At 57.1% G+C, this 19,815-nt stretch carries 15 protein-coding genes; 4 read left to right on the top strand and 11 right to left on the bottom strand.

The window, feature by feature from the left end; translation table 11 throughout:
- Positions 1-82 precede the first annotated feature (82 nt).
- The 3 genes from BLR08_RS20710 to BLR08_RS20700 all read left to right on the top strand — a co-directional run bounded on the left by BLR08_RS20710 (position 83) and on the right by BLR08_RS20700 (position 3,513).
- Entirely contained in the window at positions 83-1,045 is a 963-nt protein-coding gene (locus BLR08_RS20710) for an AraC family transcriptional regulator (protein WP_072331273.1), read from the top strand.
- Positions 1,026-2,141, top strand: a complete 1,116-nt coding sequence (locus tag BLR08_RS20705) for a CdaR family transcriptional regulator (protein WP_072331275.1) — start codon at positions 1,026-1,028, stop codon at positions 2,139-2,141. The genes BLR08_RS20710 and BLR08_RS20705 overlap by 20 nt, the downstream gene beginning before the upstream one ends.
- A 232-nt stretch (positions 2,142-2,373) precedes the next feature.
- The gene (locus BLR08_RS20700; protein WP_072331277.1) at positions 2,374-3,513 is read left to right on the top strand and encodes a glycerate kinase family protein; all 1,140 of its coding nucleotides are present in this window, start codon (positions 2,374-2,376) and stop codon (positions 3,511-3,513) included.
- Between the two features lie 267 nt (positions 3,514-3,780).
- Here BLR08_RS20700 and BLR08_RS20695 read toward each other — a convergent pair whose 3' ends face one another.
- The 11 genes from BLR08_RS20695 to BLR08_RS20645 all read right to left on the bottom strand — a co-directional run bounded on the left by BLR08_RS20695 (position 3,781) and on the right by BLR08_RS20645 (position 18,592).
- Complete coding sequence (locus BLR08_RS20695; protein WP_072331279.1) at positions 3,781-4,659, bottom strand: NAD(P)-dependent oxidoreductase; 879 nt, start codon at positions 4,657-4,659, stop codon at positions 3,781-3,783.
- A gap of 208 nt (positions 4,660-4,867) precedes the next feature.
- Positions 4,868-7,195 carry a helix-turn-helix domain-containing protein gene (locus BLR08_RS20690; RefSeq protein WP_072331280.1) on the bottom strand — a complete coding sequence of 776 codons (2,328 nt, stop codon included), beginning with the start codon at positions 7,193-7,195 and terminating at the stop codon, positions 4,868-4,870.
- 46 nt (positions 7,196-7,241) lie between these two features.
- The gene (locus BLR08_RS20685) at positions 7,242-9,275 is read right to left on the bottom strand and encodes an alpha-amylase family protein (RefSeq protein WP_072331282.1); all 2,034 of its coding nucleotides are present in this window, start codon (positions 9,273-9,275) and stop codon (positions 7,242-7,244) included.
- A gap of 95 nt (positions 9,276-9,370) precedes the next feature.
- The gene (locus BLR08_RS20680; RefSeq protein ID WP_072331284.1) at positions 9,371-10,894 is read right to left on the bottom strand and encodes an extracellular solute-binding protein; all 1,524 of its coding nucleotides are present in this window, start codon (positions 10,892-10,894) and stop codon (positions 9,371-9,373) included.
- A gap of 235 nt (positions 10,895-11,129) precedes the next feature.
- The gene (locus BLR08_RS20675) at positions 11,130-12,008 is read right to left on the bottom strand and encodes a carbohydrate ABC transporter permease (RefSeq protein ID WP_072331286.1); all 879 of its coding nucleotides are present in this window, start codon (positions 12,006-12,008) and stop codon (positions 11,130-11,132) included.
- A 47-nt stretch (positions 12,009-12,055) separates the two neighbouring features.
- Positions 12,056-13,009, bottom strand: a complete 954-nt coding sequence (locus tag BLR08_RS20670) for an ABC transporter permease (RefSeq protein ID WP_072331288.1) — start codon at positions 13,007-13,009, stop codon at positions 12,056-12,058.
- Between the two features lie 16 nt (positions 13,010-13,025).
- Positions 13,026-15,035: a family 10 glycosylhydrolase gene (locus BLR08_RS20665; RefSeq protein WP_072331290.1), complete on the bottom strand. Its 2,010-nt coding sequence runs from the start codon at positions 15,033-15,035 to the stop codon at positions 13,026-13,028.
- Between the two features lie 260 nt (positions 15,036-15,295).
- Entirely contained in the window at positions 15,296-15,769 is a 474-nt protein-coding gene (gene bcp, locus BLR08_RS20660; RefSeq protein ID WP_072331292.1) for a thioredoxin-dependent thiol peroxidase, read from the bottom strand.
- 175 nt (positions 15,770-15,944) lie between these two features.
- Complete coding sequence (locus BLR08_RS20655) at positions 15,945-16,733, bottom strand: ABC transporter permease (RefSeq protein WP_072331294.1); 789 nt, start codon at positions 16,731-16,733, stop codon at positions 15,945-15,947.
- A 4-nt stretch (positions 16,734-16,737) separates the two neighbouring features.
- The gene (locus BLR08_RS20650) at positions 16,738-17,532 is read right to left on the bottom strand and encodes an ABC transporter permease (protein ID WP_072331296.1); all 795 of its coding nucleotides are present in this window, start codon (positions 17,530-17,532) and stop codon (positions 16,738-16,740) included.
- Positions 17,525-18,592 (bottom strand): ABC transporter ATP-binding protein, encoded by a 1,068-nt coding sequence (locus BLR08_RS20645; RefSeq protein WP_072331298.1) that lies wholly within the window; start codon positions 18,590-18,592, stop codon positions 17,525-17,527. Before BLR08_RS20645 ends, BLR08_RS20650 begins: the two co-directional genes overlap by 8 nt.
- A 163-nt stretch (positions 18,593-18,755) precedes the next feature.
- On the opposite strand from BLR08_RS20645, the gene BLR08_RS20640 reads away from it, so the two are divergent.
- Entirely contained in the window at positions 18,756-19,796 is a 1,041-nt protein-coding gene (locus BLR08_RS20640) for an LCP family protein (protein WP_072331299.1), read from the top strand.
- The last annotated feature ends 19 nt before the right edge of the window (positions 19,797-19,815 follow it).

The raw sequence follows: 19,815 nt of genomic DNA, 5'->3' as shown, positions 1-19,815 counted from the left end.
CCAACGGAATATTGACCAATATTTATATAATATTGACCTTTTTGCTTATAACACGTATATAATCGCTGAAAGGAGCGATTTCGTGAACAAGGATTGGGCATTAAAAGAAAATCGCATCCATGGCGATCCCAATTATCCGGCCAGCGTATATGCGGTCCGTTGTCCGCCCGAGGAGCGGCTGCTCGATCTGCATTGGCATGAAGAACTGGAGTTTCTGATGATCACGGAAGGCGAAGCCAAGCTGCGGATCGGCGCACGCGACTATTTCCTGAAGACGGGGGAAGCCGTCTTTGTGAATGCGGGCGAGCTTCATTCCGGTCAGGTGGCTGGCGGGAATCCATGCTCGTTTCTGGCTGTCGTCTTCCATGCCAGTCTGCTGGGCAGCGGTCCGCTTGATGTCATTCATGAGCAATACTTGCTCCCTCTCATCCGCAAGGCCTACCGAGTTCCGGTTCATATTACGCTGCAGTCGGAGCCGGAACGCGAGCTGCTGGCGATGCTGAGGAGGCTGTTTCAGGCGGGCAGCTCCCGGGAGCCCGCGCTGGAGTTGACCGTCAAGGGATTGCTATGTCTGGCGGTGTCCGGCCTAATCGGCATGAAGGACGCCGCCGAAGACGAAGGCCCCTCCGGAGGCGGCAGCGACGAGCGGTTGAAGGCGGCGATTATTTATATCGAACAGCATTATTCCGAGCCTATCACGCTCAAGTCACTGGCCGAAGCGGCCGCGATGAACGAGTCCTATTTCTGCCGGTTTTTCAGGAGAATGACTTCCATGACACCGGTGAAATACATGAACCTGTACCGGGTAAGGCAGGCCTCTCTGCTGCTTCAGCGCTCTGACAAGAAGGTGATGGAGATCGCCCTGAACACCGGCTTCAACAGCCTCAGCTATTTCAATGTCATGTTCAAGCAGCACTTCGGCTGCACGCCGGCCGCTTACCGCAAGCGCGCAAGAAAAAGCCCAAGCGGCAGCTCCGCCCCAGCCGGGGCTGCCGCCGCCTGGGCCAAGGAGGACATACGCCGCCATGCATCATTACCGCATTAGCGCCGAGCTCGCGCAGACGATCGTCGATTCGGCCAAGGAAGTCATCGGCTACGATATCAACTTGATAGACTCGGACGGAGTCATCATCGCCAGCACAGCTTCGGAGCGCATCGGGACCTTCCATCAGGCGGGGCGTTATGCCTCCGGTCAGGAGCATCCGGTTGAAGTCCGGGATACGGAGCCTTGGCAGGGCTCGCGGCAAGGCATTAATTATCCGATCGTCGTGGACGGGTACCGCTTTGGAGCGATAGGCATCTCGGGTGATCCGGAGGTCTGCCGCTCCTCGGGATTTCTGCTGACCAAGATTACGGAGGTGCTGATTCGCGAGCAGCTGCAGACGCATGCCAGGCAGTCGCTGGATGAAATCCGCTCGGCCGCTGCCCGGCTGCTTCTGTTCGGAGAGGCTCCAGGGCTGGAATTTTCCTCCCTGCAGCCGGCTCTTGAGCAGTTGGAGGTTTCTTTGCATGAACCCTTGTTCGTAATCTTGCTGGAATGCACGGGATGGTCAGGAAGCAGCGGTGCCTTTGACCCGCCGCTGCCCGAGCTGCTTCGAAGCTCGGAATCGAGGCTTTACGCTTATCTGTTTCCGAACCGGTACGCCGTGATCGCCGGGCAAAGCCGCTATCCGGCCGTCGTCCGGCTGCTGGAGGACCTCGGCCGGGAGGGCTCCGCGGTGCGGGCAGGCATCGGCGATTGCCGCAGCTGGCGCGAGGCACAGCTATCCTACCGCCACGCTCATACCGCTCTCAGCTATGCGGCCGCCCGCGGCTTGACTTGCCAGGCTTATGGCAGCATGCGTCTGGACATGCTGCTTCACCAGCTCCCCGATTCGGTGAAGCGCGACTTCACCGAGCTTCGGCTTGGCGCCTTGACGGAGGAGGACCGTACGATGCTGCGATCTTATTATCGTCATAACTTATCCTTGAAGGAAACGGCCAAGGCGCTCTTCCTGCATAAAAATACTTTGCAATACAGGCTCGACAAAATTACGGCCAAAACCGGTCTGGACCCGCGCGAATACCGCCAGTCCATTGAGCTGTACGTCGGTCTGCTGCTGGATAAAACTTCGCCTGACCAAGAGCCCGGGGCAGGCTGAATCCGGCCGATTGGCTTCCGTTTCCGCGGCTTCGGCCTGCCGGGCCGTCCAACCCGGCAGCAAAGCAGGCCGGATCGCTCCCGATCCAGCCTCAGCTTGCCCATTGTCCGCCGTTTTGGTATGTCTGCCAAAATCGCTCCCTCCCTTTCAGCCTTCCGAACATAGCCTGGTTCCTTGTCCGGATTGTATAATTCGAAGTAGCTTAATTAGATCAGGACAGGAGGACAGGAAGATGAAGGTTGTCATTGCAATCGATTCGTTCAAGGGCAGCGTGACCTCTCAGGAGGCTAGCGCCGCCATTGCAGAGGGCGTCCGCGGCGTATATCCGGAGGCCGACATCGTGTCCCTGCCGGTAGCTGACGGCGGCGAGGGGACGGTAGAGGCGCTTGTAGCCGCAAGCGGGGGACGGCTTGTACAACTGGACGTCACCGGCCCGATCGGACAAACCGTGACCGCCGCATACGGCGTGCTGGACGATGGGCGCACCGCCGTCATCGAGACGGCGGCCGCCTGCGGGCTTACTCTGGTGCCGGAGGCCGAGCGCAATCCGCTGCGCACGACGACCTTCGGCGTCGGCGAGATGATACGGACCGCCGTCCGCCAAGGCGTCAGAGAGTTTATTATCGGCCTGGGCGGCAGCGCCACCAACGATGCGGGCGTCGGTATGCTGCAAGCGCTCGGGTACCGTTTTCTCGATGCCTGCGGGACGGAGATCGGACGCGGGGGAGCGGCCCTGCTCGATATTTGCTCCGTGGATTCGTCCGGGGCTCTGCCTGAGCTGCAGGACTGCCGCTTCCGTGTCGCCTGTGACGTGGACAACCCGCTGTATGGACCGGAAGGCGCCGCGCATATATTCGCTTCGCAGAAGGGCGCCGGCCCAGCCGACATACAGCTGCTGGACCAGGGTCTCAGACAATGGGCCGATGCTGTCCGCATCTGGTCCGGAGCAGACATCGCCGACGTACCGGGAGCCGGAGCCGCCGGAGGCTTGGGCGCAGCCTTCGTCGGCTGCCTCGGCGGCACGCTGGAATCCGGCATCGGCCTGATGCTGGAGATGATCGGCTTGCCGGCCCGCCTGGAGGGGGCGCAGCTCGTGATCACGGGAGAAGGCAGGCTGGACGGACAGACCGTCCGGGGCAAGGTTCCCTTCGGAGTGGCACGGCTTGCCGCCAAGCTGGGGGTACCCGTCGTAGCTTTGGCCGGTGCCGTAGATCCCGCAGCCGAAGCCTTGAACGAGCATGGCATCACGGCCTATTTCCCCATCGTCGGCGGCCCGCTGCCGCTGGACCAGGCGATGAACCCCGAGTATACCCGGGAGCGTCTGCGGACGACGGCCGGGCAGCTGCTTCGTCTGCTGAAGGCGGCGAGATAGCCAAGCCGTCACGGAAGGGGATATCGCTCATTGCTCAAGAAGCGCGCAAAAAAACATGCACAGGCGAGTCGGCACCTGACTCGCCCATGCATGTTTTTCGTCCTCGGAGCGCTGCCCCGATTCTGCGATTACCTGCTTTCGAATGCCGCATAATCTCCAGCGGCTACCGAAAGGATGAAGAACGTCGTTTGCGGCTGTCGAATTATCGGGGGCCCTGCGAGAAAATTGTTCCACATGGAACGAATTTTGTCGAACCTCGCGGTAACCTTACTCCCGGTAAGCTTTATACAGCGCCTGGGTGCCTTTCTCCGCATAGCCCTGATCGGCAAGCCGACGATAGATCGATTCAGCCAGAGCCAGCCCGGGCAGCTCCAGCTTCATCTCCTTGGCCGCTTCCAGCGCGATGCCCATATCCTTGATAAAATGCTTGATATAGAAGCCCGGCTCATAATTGCCGTCGATAATCCGAGGCGCCAGATTGCTTAACGACCAGCTGCCTGCGGCGCCTGTCTCGATGCTTTTCAGCACCTTCTGCGGCTCCAGGCCGGAAGCCTGTGCATAAGCCAACGCTTCGCAGACGCCCAGCATATTCGACGCGATCGCGATCTGATTGCACATTTTCGTATGCTGGCCGGCTCCGGCTTCTCCCTGCAGCACGATATTAGTCCCCATCGTCTCCAGCAAAGGCCGAACCGCTGCGAAGGCCTCCTCGCCGCCTCCGACCATGATGGACAGCCTCCGCTCTCTTGCGCCCACGTCTCCTCCCGACACCGGAGCGTCGAGCGCATGCAGTCCGCGCTCGGCCGCCGCTTCATAAATCCGACCGGCCAGCAGAGGACTTGAGGTCGTCATGTCGATCAGATAGGCGCCTTGCTTCGCATGAGCGATCAGTCCACGCTCGCCGAGGTAGATCTCCTCCACATCCTTCGGATAACCCACCATCGTGAGGACGGCATCGCAAACTTCCGCCAGCGCCGCGGGAGAATCATGCCAGACCGCTCCCCGGCTGACAAGCTCCTCCGCTTTTTCCGGCGTCCGAGTGTATACATGCAGCTTATATCCGGCCTCCAATAGATTCCCGGCCATGCTTTTGCCCATAACTCCAATTCCGATAAATCCGACTGCGCTTCCAGGCTGCAAAGCCATAACCAAGTCCTCCTTTATAATTGCGCTCTGCACATAACTATATAACACTCATGCTTATATCCATGTTGTACTTTCGTCGGCGAAGCCTCGCTTAACCAAGGGATGCTGTTAGCCGGTAGCATTCCGCCCGAATCCGCCGCCCGGGCATCCATAGCAGCCTGCGGACTCCGATTAAAGATGAACGCCAGGCTGCTCAACCCGAAAGGTCTTACCGTTTGGACAGCCTATACTGCTTCGGAGACATCTGCACGAAACGCTGAAACGCCCTGTTCAGATTGCGCTCGGAATAGCCGACGATTTCGGCGATCTCCACCACGCTGCGGTCGGTCTCGCGAAGCAGCTGCTTCGCCTTCTCCACCTTGTGCTCCATCACATATTCGATGAACGAGACACCCGTTTCCTTTTTAAACAAGCGGCTCAGGTAAGAAGGGCTTACCCCTACTAGCTCCGCGCATTCGGACAGCGAATGCGTTCCGTCCGGATGATTGGCAATATGGCTGCGTACGCGCTGGATCAGAAGCCGGGTTGATTTCGTACGGAGCTCGTGACTAATCTGCTGATACAGCGGGAACAGCACCTCGATGAACCAGTCATGCATCTCCTGAGACGAATGATTGCCCTTTAGCTGGTCGAACAGGTTGTCTCCTAGCAGCTCCAGTACGCCAGGCCCCTTCTCCTCCAAATGCTGAATGATCGAGGACAGCAGCACCTGATAGCATTGGAACACAATATTGTACGACTCTGCCGCACGCATCCGCTGGGCAAACTGCTGAAGCGCCAGCTCGGCGGGTTCCAGGTCTCCGGTCCAGAGCAGCTCCAGGATGCTTTCTTCGATTTCCCTCGGGTAGATGAACATCGGATGACGTTCGATTCCGATCATATCCTCGTAGAATAAGATCGTATCCGCATCGTGAAGCAGCCGGAACTGCAGCGCATGACGGGCCGCCTTGTAGGAAGCGTTCAGCTCCTCCAGCCCGGCAGGCCGGCCGATCCCCGTCGACACGGTGAACGACAAGTAGTCCGCCAATGCGTCGCGCACCTGCTCGCTGTAAGCTAGCAGCATATGCCGGATGGCAGAGGCGGACGTTTCCTCTCCGAAACGAATCACCGCTACCGCCTCCCGCTCATCCTTGTCCACGACGTAGCCGGTCATGTCGGGAAAGCGGGCCAGCAGCTCCGACATGACATTTTTGACTGCGAATACGATCACGGCCCCCTCGTGAGGGAGGAACCGCTTCTCCTTCAGCAGATTCTCCACCTTCGTAATCAGCACGACGAACTGGCCGTCCGCCTCGATATGAAATTTCCGGCAGGCCTGCTCCAGCTCCTTCCGGTTTTTCGACCCCCCGCCTTGAAGCTGCTTTTGCAGAAACCGTTCCCGCAGATCGGGCTGTACATTTTTCACATACTGATCCAGCGACTCCGCCTGCTCGTTCAGATAGCTGAGGCAGGAACGGATATATTCGATTTCGTTGCCCTTCGGCCGCTCATCCGGCCCGCTTCGGCGCAGATGCTCACCGTATTGCAGCAGCTTCTGGATCGGATTATAGGCAAGCTTGGAGGAGAAGAAGGTGAGCAGCATGCCGATCAGCAAAAATATCGACACGGAGAACACGATCAAGGCCCGGATCCAGCCGAGCTGCTCAATCATCTCCCGCTCCGGCAGCAGCGACACATAAGTCCGCCCGTAAGCGTTCTTGTCGTACGCGATCAGCTCGCGGCCTTCTTCCCGCTCCAGCACGTACTGCCCGGTCCGCTGTTCGCCGACCAGCGCCCGGTTCAAGTCCGGGTCTTCGGCGGCGTCGCGTCCCAGCTCTTCTCTCCCCGAGGTGTCCAATATAATCCGGTTGTGGGAATCCACGACCTTCACCTGCTGATTCATCAAGCTGATCGAATAGCTTCTCAGCAGCTCCCGAAGCGCCTCCTCCGGCACTTGAATAATAAGCAGGCCTTGCGGATTGCCTCTGTCCATTATCGGCAAACGGCGTATATACGAGATATAGCCATGGCTACCGGATTCAGGCAGATACAGCCAGCCGGCCGGCTCCTGGCCGCTCAGCAGACCCCGGATATCCTCCGCTTGCGGAAAATCGTCCAGTCGGGCTAGTCCGTAATAGCTGGAAAGCGCCGTGGCCGAGCGGTCATCATAAAAAATAATTTCCTGAATGAGACTGTTCGTATTTTTGTGCAGCTGGAAAAAGTCGAGCAGCTCCACCTGGCTTATGATGTCGGAGCCATAGTCCGGCCGGCCGAGCGAGCCCTTAAGAAGCGGATGGCTGGCAAGCTGCAGCGACTCATGCTCGATGCCCGTCAATGCGCTTTCTACCCGATCCTTCAGCTGTCTGAGCGAGGCCCTGTTATCCTCCTGAAACTGCACGGTCAGCTTCTTCATCGAAAAATGATAATAAGCGCTTCCCGCCAGTACGATGGGGATGGCTACCGAGATGCATCCTAACCAAATCAGACGTTTCAAATAATTATGGGTTGGCAGCAGCCAACGGAACAAAGCTTGGACCGCAAGAAGCGTTGACTTCATTAGGCTCACCCCTTTGCCGGAAAGCTTTCCCTCATTATAGCTGATGTCAGGTGTCGAGCGAAATGCGGATGCATTCCCAGACGTCAAGCCTTGGGACTGTGAAGCGCAGCCTACCTTCTTCTATCCGGCTTGCCAGCTCCTGCCCTTCGATCAAAGGCTGCACCCGGTAAGTCCCGGACGGATGCTCCACGAGAAGCTCAACCTCCAGGTCATGCAGCGGGAGCGTCGTCCGAAGAGGGCGGCGCCCGGCTCCATTAACCAGATGCAGCAGCAGATCGCCGTCCTTGCGGAACAGGGTGACCTGAAGCCCCTGATAAGACGTGATACGAAGAAGACGCTCCTCGCCAAGCGCCAGATGGATGCCGTTCTCCACCAGCTTGTAATGCTCCTCGAGCTTATATTCGTTAATCAGATGGCTGACCGAGAACGGAAAGTAAAGCACTCCTCCCGTGCCCGTACGGTTCAGCAGCGCGAGCGGCAGATCGGTATGGCTGACCGGCAGAGACGCGCGCTCCGGCGGAGCTCCTACACTCTCCAGCGGAGAGAAGGGCGGGACAAGCGTGGCCAGTACGCGGCAGGAGGCGCTTTCCGGACGGCAATACACGACCCGGCCCCGGTGGGCGATCAGCTCCGTCTCTTCCAGACCGGCCTGCAGCGGATTGTGTTTTCCTTCAAATCTCAGGTAAGACGCCGTCAGCGGCTCACTGACGCAAATATCGCCGCTGATTCCAAGCAGCTCCGGCAGCCCCTCCGTTCCTTCAGGCAGCAAGCCCTCCGTGATCACATAGCCGCCCTGATTGACGTAGTCCTCCAGCGTCCGAACGAAGCCTTCCGGATAAACGAAGCCTTCCGGGATAAGCAGCGCCCTGTATCGGACCAGCCGCTCGGGCACCGCCTGCTCGGTCAGCAGCACGTCGAAGGGGACTTGCTTGTTGATCAGCGCATCCGCCCAGCCCTCCGCCGAACGGTCGGCATTCCACAGCAAGGCGACCTGGGCCAGCGGCTCGGCCCCGTCCATATGCGATTCGACCCGGGCGACATGCGCGTTCAGCTCCGCCACAGTGCTCAAGATTCGCTTATCGGTTATTGTATCCGGCACGCCGGTCAGCGAATGCCAGATCTGACCGCCGCCGGCTGGAATCTGCGCCAGCCAGAACCGGTATTCGGCCACCGGCAGACCCGTATGCCGCCAGTCCATGCCCGGACAAGAGTGGACAATGCCGAAAGGGGCGGGACGCTCCGGCAGCGAACGTCCCAGCTTGATGCTGAGCGCCGGCTTCCAGAATTCCGGGATATGGGCCTGGCCGAGCGACAGGATATCCTGCGGCTCCGTGCACAGCAGATCCGTAGTCTCCGCCCGCTCGTACAAGTTGTCCCGGTACAAATTATAGTACAGAATCATCGCCACTTCGGGACGGGTTTGCTTGATCAGCCCATGCAGCAGCTCCATATTATCGCGCATGCACCGGGAGGCGAAACCCGGCTCCAGCTCTGCGCTGTAGGGCGGAAGCTCCTTGCCGTACAGCTCCCTGTACTTGCGGCCGCACCGCGCGCAGCGGCAGAACATATACCCGGGCGCGTTGAAGAAAACGCCGTCAATCTCGTAACGGCTCAACACCTCGCGCAGCACAGGCGCCGCCACGCCGTCATTCCGGTAACCGCTGTTGATGCACGTATTCATCAGCAGTGGCCAGGGTCCGGGCCGACCCGCACCGACAATCTCGGGCTCCCCTCCCTCCTTGCGGACGAACCACTCCGGACGGCGCAGATAAACCGAATCCTCCGCCTTGCTGAAGTCAAACCGGGCGATAAAGCGGATTCCCTCTTCATGACAAGCCTTGATTACATTATCCAGCAGATCCGTATGAGGCGGCAGATGCCCGTTGACCGTATGAAACGGCACCTTGGACGGATACCAGGCATAGATGCCTCCTACATTAAACACAATCGCGTTCGCGCCCATGTCCTTCATCTGGGCGGCCAACCTGCGGGGCTGAATCCGGTCCGTATCCCGGACCTGCAGATTAGGCTGAATGATCCGCAGCGGCTTCTGCCACCAAAGCTTCTGCGTCGGCTGCACTCCTTCTCCTCCTTCGTGGAAGACGGCACGGTCCGGGCACTCCCTTCGGCCTGCGAACCGTGCCGCTTTCTCCTTAATCCGTTCGGGCACTCTTGTTATTGGGCAAACTGTTTATAGGCGGCGGCCATGTCCAGATACGCCTTCTTCATATCCGGAAGGTTATTCAGCTTATCGACATACGCCTTGTACTCCTCCATCGATATTTGCCCGACGATCGCCTTGGTGACCATCGACTTGAATTCTGTCTCATACTTCGGCCAAGTGCTGATCCATGCATCGCTGGAGATGATCCGGTACGGGTCGATTTTACCGACTTCGTCGAAGATTTCGACTTCCTTGATCTTCGCGTCGTTGTAGGCCTTGTCGCCCGATGCGCTGATGACCTTGCCCCATTTGGCATAAGCGAGCACGCCCGCGCCCTTGCTCGTCGTGTTGACCTCCTTCACGCCCTGCTCCGTCAATACCTTCTGACCGTTCACCACGGTATGATGAATATCCGGCAGTCCGTAATAAGCGAAGTCCGTAATTTCCTGGGAAGCTGTTTTCTCGAAGTAGTCCAGCAGCTGCTTAACCTTTGCTTCCGGCACCTTCTTGGAGATGTAATAGCCTCCCGCGACTCCCGTCTCCAACGCTACGGCGTCGCCGCCCGGTCCCTTCAGATGCAGGTTTAAAATTTTGGCGTCCGGCTGACCAGACTTCTTCATCGCGTTCTCCCACTCGTGATCCCACCAGATCGGACGCCCGTATGAGGCGGCGCGGTTCGTCTTGAACAGCTCCTCCGCCTGCGACTCCTTCATAACCGCATACTCCTTGGACATCAAGCCCTCCGCATACAGCTTGCGGAACCAGGCGACCAGCTCGGTATATTGAGGCGTCAGACGCGGATTGATGAAGCCGCCCTCCTCGTTGTACTTCGGATCAAGCACGCCGAAGGCCGCCTGAAAGGAAGCGACGGGATCATTGATATACAACAGGCCGACGGTATCCTTCTTGCCGTTGCCGTCCATGTCGCTGTCCACGATTTTCTTCAGAGCCGCTTCGTATTCGTCCAGCGTTTTCGGGACCGGGATGTTCAGCTTATCCAGCCAGTCCTTGCGAATCTTGATGCCGCCGTCCACCCGGGAGCGGGAACGCGGAACCGCATAAATCTTGCCGTCGACGGTCAAATACTTCAATGCGTCCTTGGCCAAATTGTTCTTCAGGTTCGGATACTGGCTTAAGTCCCCCAGGAACGGCGTCAGATCCCAGAAGGCCCCGTTCTTGATCGCATTGACCAGCGTCGGCCGGTTATTGTCCTGATACGCGACCACCTCGGGCAAATCGCCGGACGCCAGCAGCAGATCCAGCTTATTGTTCAGATCGCCGGAGGGCACCCATTCCACATCCAGCTTGGCGTTCGTCAGCTTCTCCCACTCTTTCCAATAAGCGTTGTTCATATCCGGTACTTCATTATATAACCCCGCGAACATTTTAATCGTAAGCGGCTTGTTCCCCGCGTCTCCCGCAGGCGGTGCGCCTGCAGCTCCTTCGCTCCCCGCGCCGGAATTGCATCCCGCCGCCATCGAAACGGCGAGCAGAGCAGCTACGCCGGCTGTCCAAGTTTTAGTTCTGTTTCTCATGTGAGTCCTCCCTTTTCTTGTGTGAAGTAAAGCGATTTCATTAAATCCTGAAGCTTGGCTTGCCGTCCTTCTCCCTTATCGTAATCGGCTGCCAGCAGGCAGCCTACAGACAAAACTTGACCAAGAGGTCTCGATACAAAAAATGTCCGCTTCTGCAACTACCTGCTCCAGCAGGAACATAGAAGCTCCCGGCTGGCCGGAAAAAGATGTCCGCCGCACTCCGATAATCCACTGCCTACCCTTTGACAGAGCCCAGCATAACTCCTTTGGCAAAATGCTTCTGCAGGAATGGATAAACGATCAGAATCGGCGCCATGGCGAGTACGATGGACGCCATCCGGATCGTCTCCTGCGGCACGACGGCTTCATCGCTTGCGCCCGCCTGGGCCACGGCCACGGAGTTGGAATCGATGACCAGCGTTTTGACCAGAATCTGCAGCGTCCATTTCTTGGAATCGGCAATATAGACGAGTGCATTGAAATACGTATTCCAATGGGCTACGGCGAAAAAGAGCGTGAACGCTGCTATAGCCGGAAGCGAAAGCGGCAAAATGATTCGGGTAAACACGCCGATGTCGGAGCATCCGTCGATACGGGCGGCGTCCTCCAGCTCGGACGGGAGCGAATCCATAAAGCTTTTGATTACAATCAGACTCCAGGCATTCGTCAGACTCGGCCAGATCAGAGACCAGTAGGAATTCAGCAGGCCCAGCTCCTTCACCAGCAAATAATTGGGTACGATACCCGCACTGAATACAAGTGTAAACACCACGCAGCCCATAATCCATTTATGGCCCGGCAACGTCCGCTTCGTCAAGCCGTAAGCCATCGTAAAGGAAACGATAATATTCAGAATCGTACCGACCACCGTAATGAAGGTCGTGCTTTTCAGCGCATTCAGAAAGCTGTTGGTCGATAGGATATATCGGTACGACTCCAGCGACCATTTGTCGGGAAATAAGTAAAACTTGAGCGGCACATAGACCTGCGGGTCCGTAAATGACACGCTGAATACATACAGGAACGGGAATATGCAGGCCGCAGAAATGAGCGTGATCCCGCTGTAATTGACCCAGTCGAACAAGGTCATCCGTTTTTTCTGTACAAAGCTCATGGGGCTGCCTCCTATTCGGTTCAACGGTTTGCCAGCATTTTGCCGGTCTAGTAAATTCCCTCGTGACCCAGTTTTTTGACGATATAATTCGAGGTCACGATAAATACGAGGCCGACCACTCCTTTGAACATGCCGACCGTCACTCCTACGCTGATCTGCCCGCGCAGGATGCCGTGGGTATACGCATACGTATCGAACACCTCGCCCACAGACAGGATAAGCGGATTCATCATCAGCAGCACCTGCTCGAAGCCGATATCGGCCATGCTGCCAAGGCGCAGGATGAGCAGGATGATGACCGTCGGACGGATGGCCGGCAGCGTGATATGCCAGATCTGCCTCATCCGGCTCGCCCCGTCGACCACGGCCGCTTCGTAGCGCTGCGGGTCGACGCCGGCCATCGCCGCCAGGAAGATGATCGTCCCCCAGCCGGCTTCCTTCCACATGTTCTGGGCGGTCAGTATGCCCCAGAAATAATTAGGATCGGACAGAAAGGAAATCGTCTCCTGACCGGCCGCGGATATGACCTTGTTTACGACACCGACGTCAACCGACAGCATAAAGAAGGTAAGGCTCGCCACAACGACCCAGGAAAGGAAGTGAGGCATGTATACGATCGACTGGTTGAAGCGCTTGAACGTCTCATGCCGTATCTCGTTGAGCATCAACGCCAGCAGAATAGGCAACGGGAAATGAAAGATCAGCGCGATCAGATTAATCGCAAACGTATTGCGCAGCATGAGATAGAAGTTAGGATCCGCAAACAGCGAGGAAAAATGCTTCAGGCCGACCCACGGACTCCCGGCGAAGCCGAGAAACGGGTTATAATCCTTGAAGGCCAGCAGCAGCCCCCACAACGGAACAAATTTAAACAGCAGAAAATAAAGCAGACCGGGCAGCACCAGCAGATAGATGGCCCTATGCTGCAAAATACGGGCAAGCAGCCCGCCGGAGCGGGCCAGACCCGCTCCTCGCGGATGTGCGGCAGCATCAGCTTTCATGTCCAAGCACCTCGTTTCAAGTTAAGGTTTCTCTTGTGTATTCGATAATGAGGGCCTCGTATACCTCAGGCAGCTCGACCGTGACCGCGATCCCCGCCTCCGTCGTCTGCCAAGGCACCGGCTGTCCGGTACGGAGGGAGTATACCCGCTGCGGAACAGGCAGTCCGCGCAGCTCGGCCCGCATACCGTCCAGCGGCAGCGGCCGGCTGTAGGTGGTGCCGTTGAAGCCGGACAAATTCAGCGCCTGCAGCATGTGGCTGCCATCCGGCTGCCGGTGCAGAAACCACTCGGTGCAGGGGGGCGCTTCGACGGACAGCCGCAGCTTGCCGGACAGCAGCCGGCTCAGCACATCAGTCACAACCAGCTTGTGATCCTCGAACCCATGGCGCGCATACAGCGCTCCCGGGTTCCACGGATAATAAGCGCCGCTCCCGCCGCGATTCGCGATGCCCAGCCCCCGCCATTCGCTTAAGGCATGTCCGTAAGCCCGCTCCGGCGGACCGAATGAAGCCGGTGATATATAAGGCATCAGGCACTGCGCTCCCGGCTCGAACGTCATATAAGCGAAGGCCTGCTCGGCGATGATCCAGTCCCGCCGGGCCAGGCTCGGAAACCACTGTGTATCCGAGACATCCAGATAGGAGCCCGGCTTGACGTTCGAACTGCCGCTGTAGGCTGCTCCGAACAGCTGCTCCAGCGAAGCCTGGTCCTGCTGCAAAGCCCGGCCGGTGGCGATCAGATGAATCCCTTCGCGCTGCAGACCGGCCAATGTCTCCCTCTGCGCATCGTTCAATTCCGCTATAGCAGGCAGTATGATCGCCTTAACCCTCTGAAGAGCCTCCCGGCGTTCGGTCAGACGCTCCTGCAGAACGACGTCGAACAGGATGCGCGACTCCTTCAGCATCTTGAACAATCCCTCGTATTCCTTCTGCGCCTGCCCGTCCCCCGCCGACTTCGGCTTGATCAGCGCCACGTCCGCCATCGATTGCAGCTCGCCGTACCGGCCTTCATGCCTGGCATGGAATCGGAAGACCGCCTTCGCCGCATCCAGATTAGCTTTATCCGGATAGCCGTCAAACGCTCCGATGATACAGAAGTCAAGCCCCGACCCGTTCGCTATATTTTCATAAAGCCGTATCTCCACTTCATGCCTGGATATTCCTGTGAAGCGGTACGTCAAGTCGATTGCATTGATGCAGCAGTTGCTGACCAGCTTGTCGTCCCAGTTGTTCTGAACCGACGCCACATTCTCGGAAGCAGAGTATAGCCAGAGCGGCAGGCTGCGGTGCAGCGCCGTATTCGATTCCTTGCGGATGATATCGACATAATCGGGAAAATAAGTGCAAATCGCCACATCCGGTCTCGCAGCCTTCACTTCCGTCTGAATCCTCTGCAGAATCTCGCGAACCGTTATCTCCTGGAAGGTCTTATACTTGCTATGCAGCTCATGCTCGGGTCCTTCGTACTGCATAAGATCAAGCCCGTACATCTCCTGGAATCGCCGCTGGCAGTTGCCGCAGTAGCAGGGACCGTAGTGGTTGCCGCTGTAATCCCAGTGCTGGTACCCGAACATGTTGAAGAAAATGCCGTCCACCGGATAGTTCGTAATCACCTCGTGAATCATCCGAAGCGAATGCTGCTGCTGGTACTCGCTGTTCAGGCAGGTATGCACGATTCCGTCATAGTTGACCTCCCGGTTCGTCCTTGTCCGGTAAAACCATTCCGGCCTGCGCTTGAACAGGCTTTCATGCGCCTTGCTGAAATCAAACCGGGCAATGAAGCGAAGCCCGTTAGCATGCGCCTTGGCCACCGCCTCGCCGAGCAAATCCTTTTTCAAGTAAGGCGTCACATACTGGCAATCAAGCTTTGTAGGGTAGAAAGCAAACATACCGCCAGCATTCATCATCAGCACATTGGCTTCATACTGTTTGACTTCCGAGATCAGCTTGTCTACATCCATATCCGCATCGGCTTCTCTCAGATTGTTTTGAATCAGACGAAGCTTGTTCGATGACCACCAATTCACCTCTTCAGCCTCCCTTGTCTTTCGTTCTGGTCTCAGTGTAGAACTGCTGCGGGCAGCGCGGTAGAGACATCTTTTGACCGGCAAGCGCCGGAAAAAAATGTCCCGCCACCCATTATGCAAGCCCCAAGCCTCGCGGCGGATGCCGGATCACCGGGAGAGCCGGCGAATACCCGTATGCAAATTATGTCCGGTAGGCCGATATTAAAAAAACCGGCTCCGCGGCAATTGCCGCCGGAAACCGGTTGCGTCAAACCATTCTGCTAAGATTCAAGCTCCTTCACGGCCTGAAGCACCTGCTCCAGATGCCCCTTCACCCGAATGCCGCGCCATTCCTTCGCCAGCCTGCCTTCCTTATCGATCAGGAAGGTGGAGCGAACGATGCCCATATACTCCCGCCCATACAGCTTCTTGAGCGCCCAAACTCCGAACAGCTCCGCGACCTCATGCTCGGGGTCCGAGAGCAGCGGGAACGGCAGCTCGTATTTGGCCGCAAACCTCTGGTGCGAGCGAACCGGGTCCGGACTGATGCCTATGACTGACGTATTCAGCCGGGAGAACTGGCCCGAGTAGTCACGGAACTGACATGCCTCCTCCGTACATGCGGGCGTCATGTTCTTCGGATAAAAGTACAGCACGATATGCCGCCCTCGAAACTGGCTGAGCGAAACATCCTCCCCGCTCGAGGCAGGGAGCGTAAAGTCGGGGACAGACTGTCCTATGGTCAATGCTTGCATTGTCTGTTTCTCCTTCCTGACAATCCAATTCGCCGCATTATACAACCAGGCCGTCCGATTTGGCAAGCGGACGGCCTGGTTGTACCGCTGTTTAGCGGACTTGAATTCGGAGATTGCAACCCGTCGCAAAAATGATGCGCGCGCCTTGCGGCCGTGCAGTCTCCCTGGGTCGCCCTCAAGATCCCGCGCCGCGGTACCGCTTGACCCCGTAATTCCAGACGGCCAGACCGATGGAGAAAAACACAACGCCCACGATCGGCGTAAGCAAAGCAAAATCTCCCCAGTTCTCCCGGTCCAGGAAGTAAGCTGCCGGATAGAAGCCGACGAAGCCGAACGGCAGCACCCAGGTCAAAGCGAACTTCATGACTCCGTTGTAGATGGTCATCGGGTAACGCCCGTAGTTCTGCAAATTCCACAGCAGCGCTGTAATGCCGGTAGGCGCGTCGGAGAAAAACGACAGAGCGGTGAAGAAAACGTACACGCCCGCATAGATTAGAATAGAGCCGAATACCAGCAGCAGGAACAGAAACGGATCGGACCAGGTGAAATCCAGACCAAGCTGCGGCCACGTAAAGCACATGATCAGCAAACCGACGAGCGCGCTGAACAGCGAGGACGGGTCCATGTTCTCCAGCATCAGCTGCACCAGATTATGAGCGGGCCGGGTCAGTATCCGGTCCATCTCGCCCTTCACAATATACTTTTCGCTAAAGTTCCATAAGTTGAAGAAGCTGATGAAAATCCCGTACGGCACCATAAAATAGCCGTATATAAACAATACTTGCTGCTCGTTCCACTGATCGATGGAAGCCGTATGTCCGAATACAACAAGAATGAAAAATAAGTTCAGACCGTTAAACAATAAATCCGACAGCACCTCGATCCAGAAGTCGGAGCGGTAGGTCAGGCGCGTTTTCATATAGTTTTTCAAGTAATCGACGACAAGTCCCGTATAAAAGAACACAGCTCTACCCTCCCTGTACGAACAATCGCGTCCGGGCGCTTCGCCACAGGATGTACAGCGGCGCCAGCAGCAGCACGACCCACAGGATCTGCACCAGCAGACCGTGATAGGCTGCGCCGCCGGAGACCGCCCCGGTGAATACCTTGCCGGGCAAATACGTAATCGCCTGGAACGGCAGCAGCTTCAAGATGCCTTCCGCCCAGCCCGGGAAAAACGACATCGGCACGACCAGACCGGAGAACAGATCGACGGCGACCCGCTTCATCCGCATCAAGCCTTCATTGTTTTCCAGGAAAAATGCGCTCAGGCCGGTGATAATATTCAGCTGCGTATTGATCAGGAAGCTGAAGAACAGCATGATGAGAAAGATCACCCACAGCTTCGGGTCGGTCGGCAGCTTCACGGAGAATAGCAGCGACACGATGACCATACCCGGCGTTGAGAACAGCAGCAGCCGGAACAGCCCCTCTCCCAGCCCCTGCATCAGCTTGACCAATATATAATTGTAGGGACGGATAAACTGGACCGCTACGCTGCCGTCCTTGATTTCATTCGCAATCTCCCGGTCCAGGTTGTTGAAGTAGAAGGCGCGGGCCATCCACCCTACCGCCACATAGGTGGTCATCTGTTCCAAGGTAAGTCCCCCCAGCACTTCCTTAGTGCCGTAGATCGCCTTCCATAGAAAGTAATAAGCGCCGATATTGAGCGCATAAATAATAATGCCGCTGTAATAATTCACACGGTAGGCCAGCATCATCAGGAAGCGGATGCGGATGATTTCCAGATAAGCGTTAGACATGCGAAGCCACTTCCCGTTCGCTATCCGCCTTAGCCTCGTCCGTCTCCGACCTGGTCTCGGCCGAGCCGGACTTGTAGATTTCCCGCACGATGTCGTCCGTGCCGGTCTCCACAATTTTAATATCCTCGATGCCGACGACATGAACGACCCGGGCCAGCACTTCGGATACGCCCGCGCTCTTCTGCGGGATCCAGACTTTGGCCGTAAGCTCATTCTCAAGCGACCACTCGACATCAAGCCCCTGAGTCAGCCCGCGCAGCTGCTCCAGCCGGACGCTTTGCGCGAAGCGCAGATGCACTTCCTTGCCCTTGCCCCAACGCTCCTTCAGCTCCTCCAGCCCGCCGTCATAGATGATGTTCCCGTCATCGAGCATGATCACCCGGGAGCAGAGGGCTTCGATATCCTGCAGGTCATGGGTCGTCAGCAGGATCGTCGTTTCGTAGCGGCTGTTCAGCGACTTTAGAAACTCGCGGATTTCCGTCTTTACCACGATGTCCAGACCGATCGTGGGCTCGTCCAGAAACAAAATCGACGGGTTATGGATCAGCGATGCGGCCAGCTCGCACCTCATCCGCTGTCCGAGACTCAGCTTGCGTACCGGGCGGTTCAGCAGCTCGCCCAGCTGCAGACGGTCGATCAGCTCGTCCATCCGCAGCTTGTAATCACCGTCCGGCACCCGGTATACCTTCTTCAGCAGCCGGAACGACTCCACCACTCCGAGGTCCCACCAGAGCTGGCTGCGCTGACCGAACACCACGCCGATCCCGCGCACGAAGGCCTCCCGCTCTTTATGCGGAATAAATCCGTTGACCCGGATATCCCCCGCAGTCGGGACGAGGATGCCGGTCAGCATCTTGATCGTGGTCGATTTGCCTGCACCATTTTCCCCGATATATCCGCAAATTTCGCCTTTCGGGATTTGAAAGCTGATGTCTTTGACGGCTCTTACATGGTTATACTCTCTTCTAAACAGATCGCGGAAAGCGCCCTTGAGCCCTTCGCGGTTTTTCTGAACCTGAAATTCCTTGCGCAGGTTGTGCACGTCGATGGCTAGCGACATAGGTGGTAGCCTCCTGTCATAATTTGCCGAAGCTTGCGGTTTTACTGCGTTACCCGGTATAATGAAATGAAATTTTCGGGAACCTATAAACCGTCACTACGTTATGATACACGAACCCGGGCAGCAGGAAAAGCATCCAAAAGCGAAAGAAGGGATTCCACAGATGGCACGTACAATCAAGCGTTTGTTTGTCGTCGTCCTTATTCTGATACTTGCGGGCGTAGGTTATTATACATATGGATTTATGAAGTTCGCCAATAATATCCAAAGCAAACCCGAATCTACCAAATTCCCCGCGCTTACGACTAAAAAAACGGGAGGCGTCAGCGCCGAATCCTTGATTCCGCCCAAGTGGGAGGGCAAGGAACGGGTCAATGTGCTGATTCTTGGAGGAGACTCCCGCGGCCTGAAAAAAAATGAAGTCCCGCGTTCCGATTCGATGATGGTCGCCTCAATCGATCCTGTTACTAAGCAAGCCGTGCTGCTGTCCATTCTGCGCGACACTTATGTCAAGGTGCCCGGCCATGGCGATGACCGGATCAATACGGCTGTAGCCCTCGGCGGACCTCATCTGGCGATGAAGACGGCAAGCGATCTGCTTGGCATTCCTATTCAATATTATGTATACACGGACTTCCAAGGGTTTATGGCACTGGTGGATGCGATCGGCGGCATAGAGCTTGATGTGGAGAAGGATATGAAATACCGTGATTCGGAGGAACCCGAATTCGACATCAATCTTAAGAAGGGGCTTCAGCAATTAAACGGCAAGACGGCCCTTCAGTATGTCCGCTTCCGTCATGACGCGCTCAGCGACTTCTCCCGGACGGAGCGCCAGCGCAAATTTATGGCCGCCGTCGCCCAGAAGATGCAGACGACCAGCTCGCTCATCCGGATGCCGATGATTTTGAACAGCATCGATCCGTATATCGAGACGAATCTGGCCACCGGCGACATGTTGAAGCTCGGCACTCTCGCTTTGGAGGCGAAAACGGAAGGCATGGCCAGCTCCCAGATTCCACCCGCAGAGCTGCTCGTCGAGAAGCGGATCGGCGGTGCCGCAGTGATCAGCGTGAACAAGGATAAGCTGCACAAGTATGTGCAAGACTTGCTCGCCGGACGCGACCCCTTCGCCGAGCCTGCGAAGAAAGCCGGCTCGGAAACGGCCAAGCCGGCGGCCAATGCGAATACAGGCAAGAAATAACTGCAAGCATTACCGCGCA

Source organism: Paenibacillus sp. cl123, from assembly GCF_900101595.1.
Lineage (GTDB): Bacteria > Bacillota > Bacilli > Paenibacillales > NBRC-103111 > Paenibacillus_G.
This window is presented reverse-complemented; position numbering and strand designations above follow the sequence as displayed.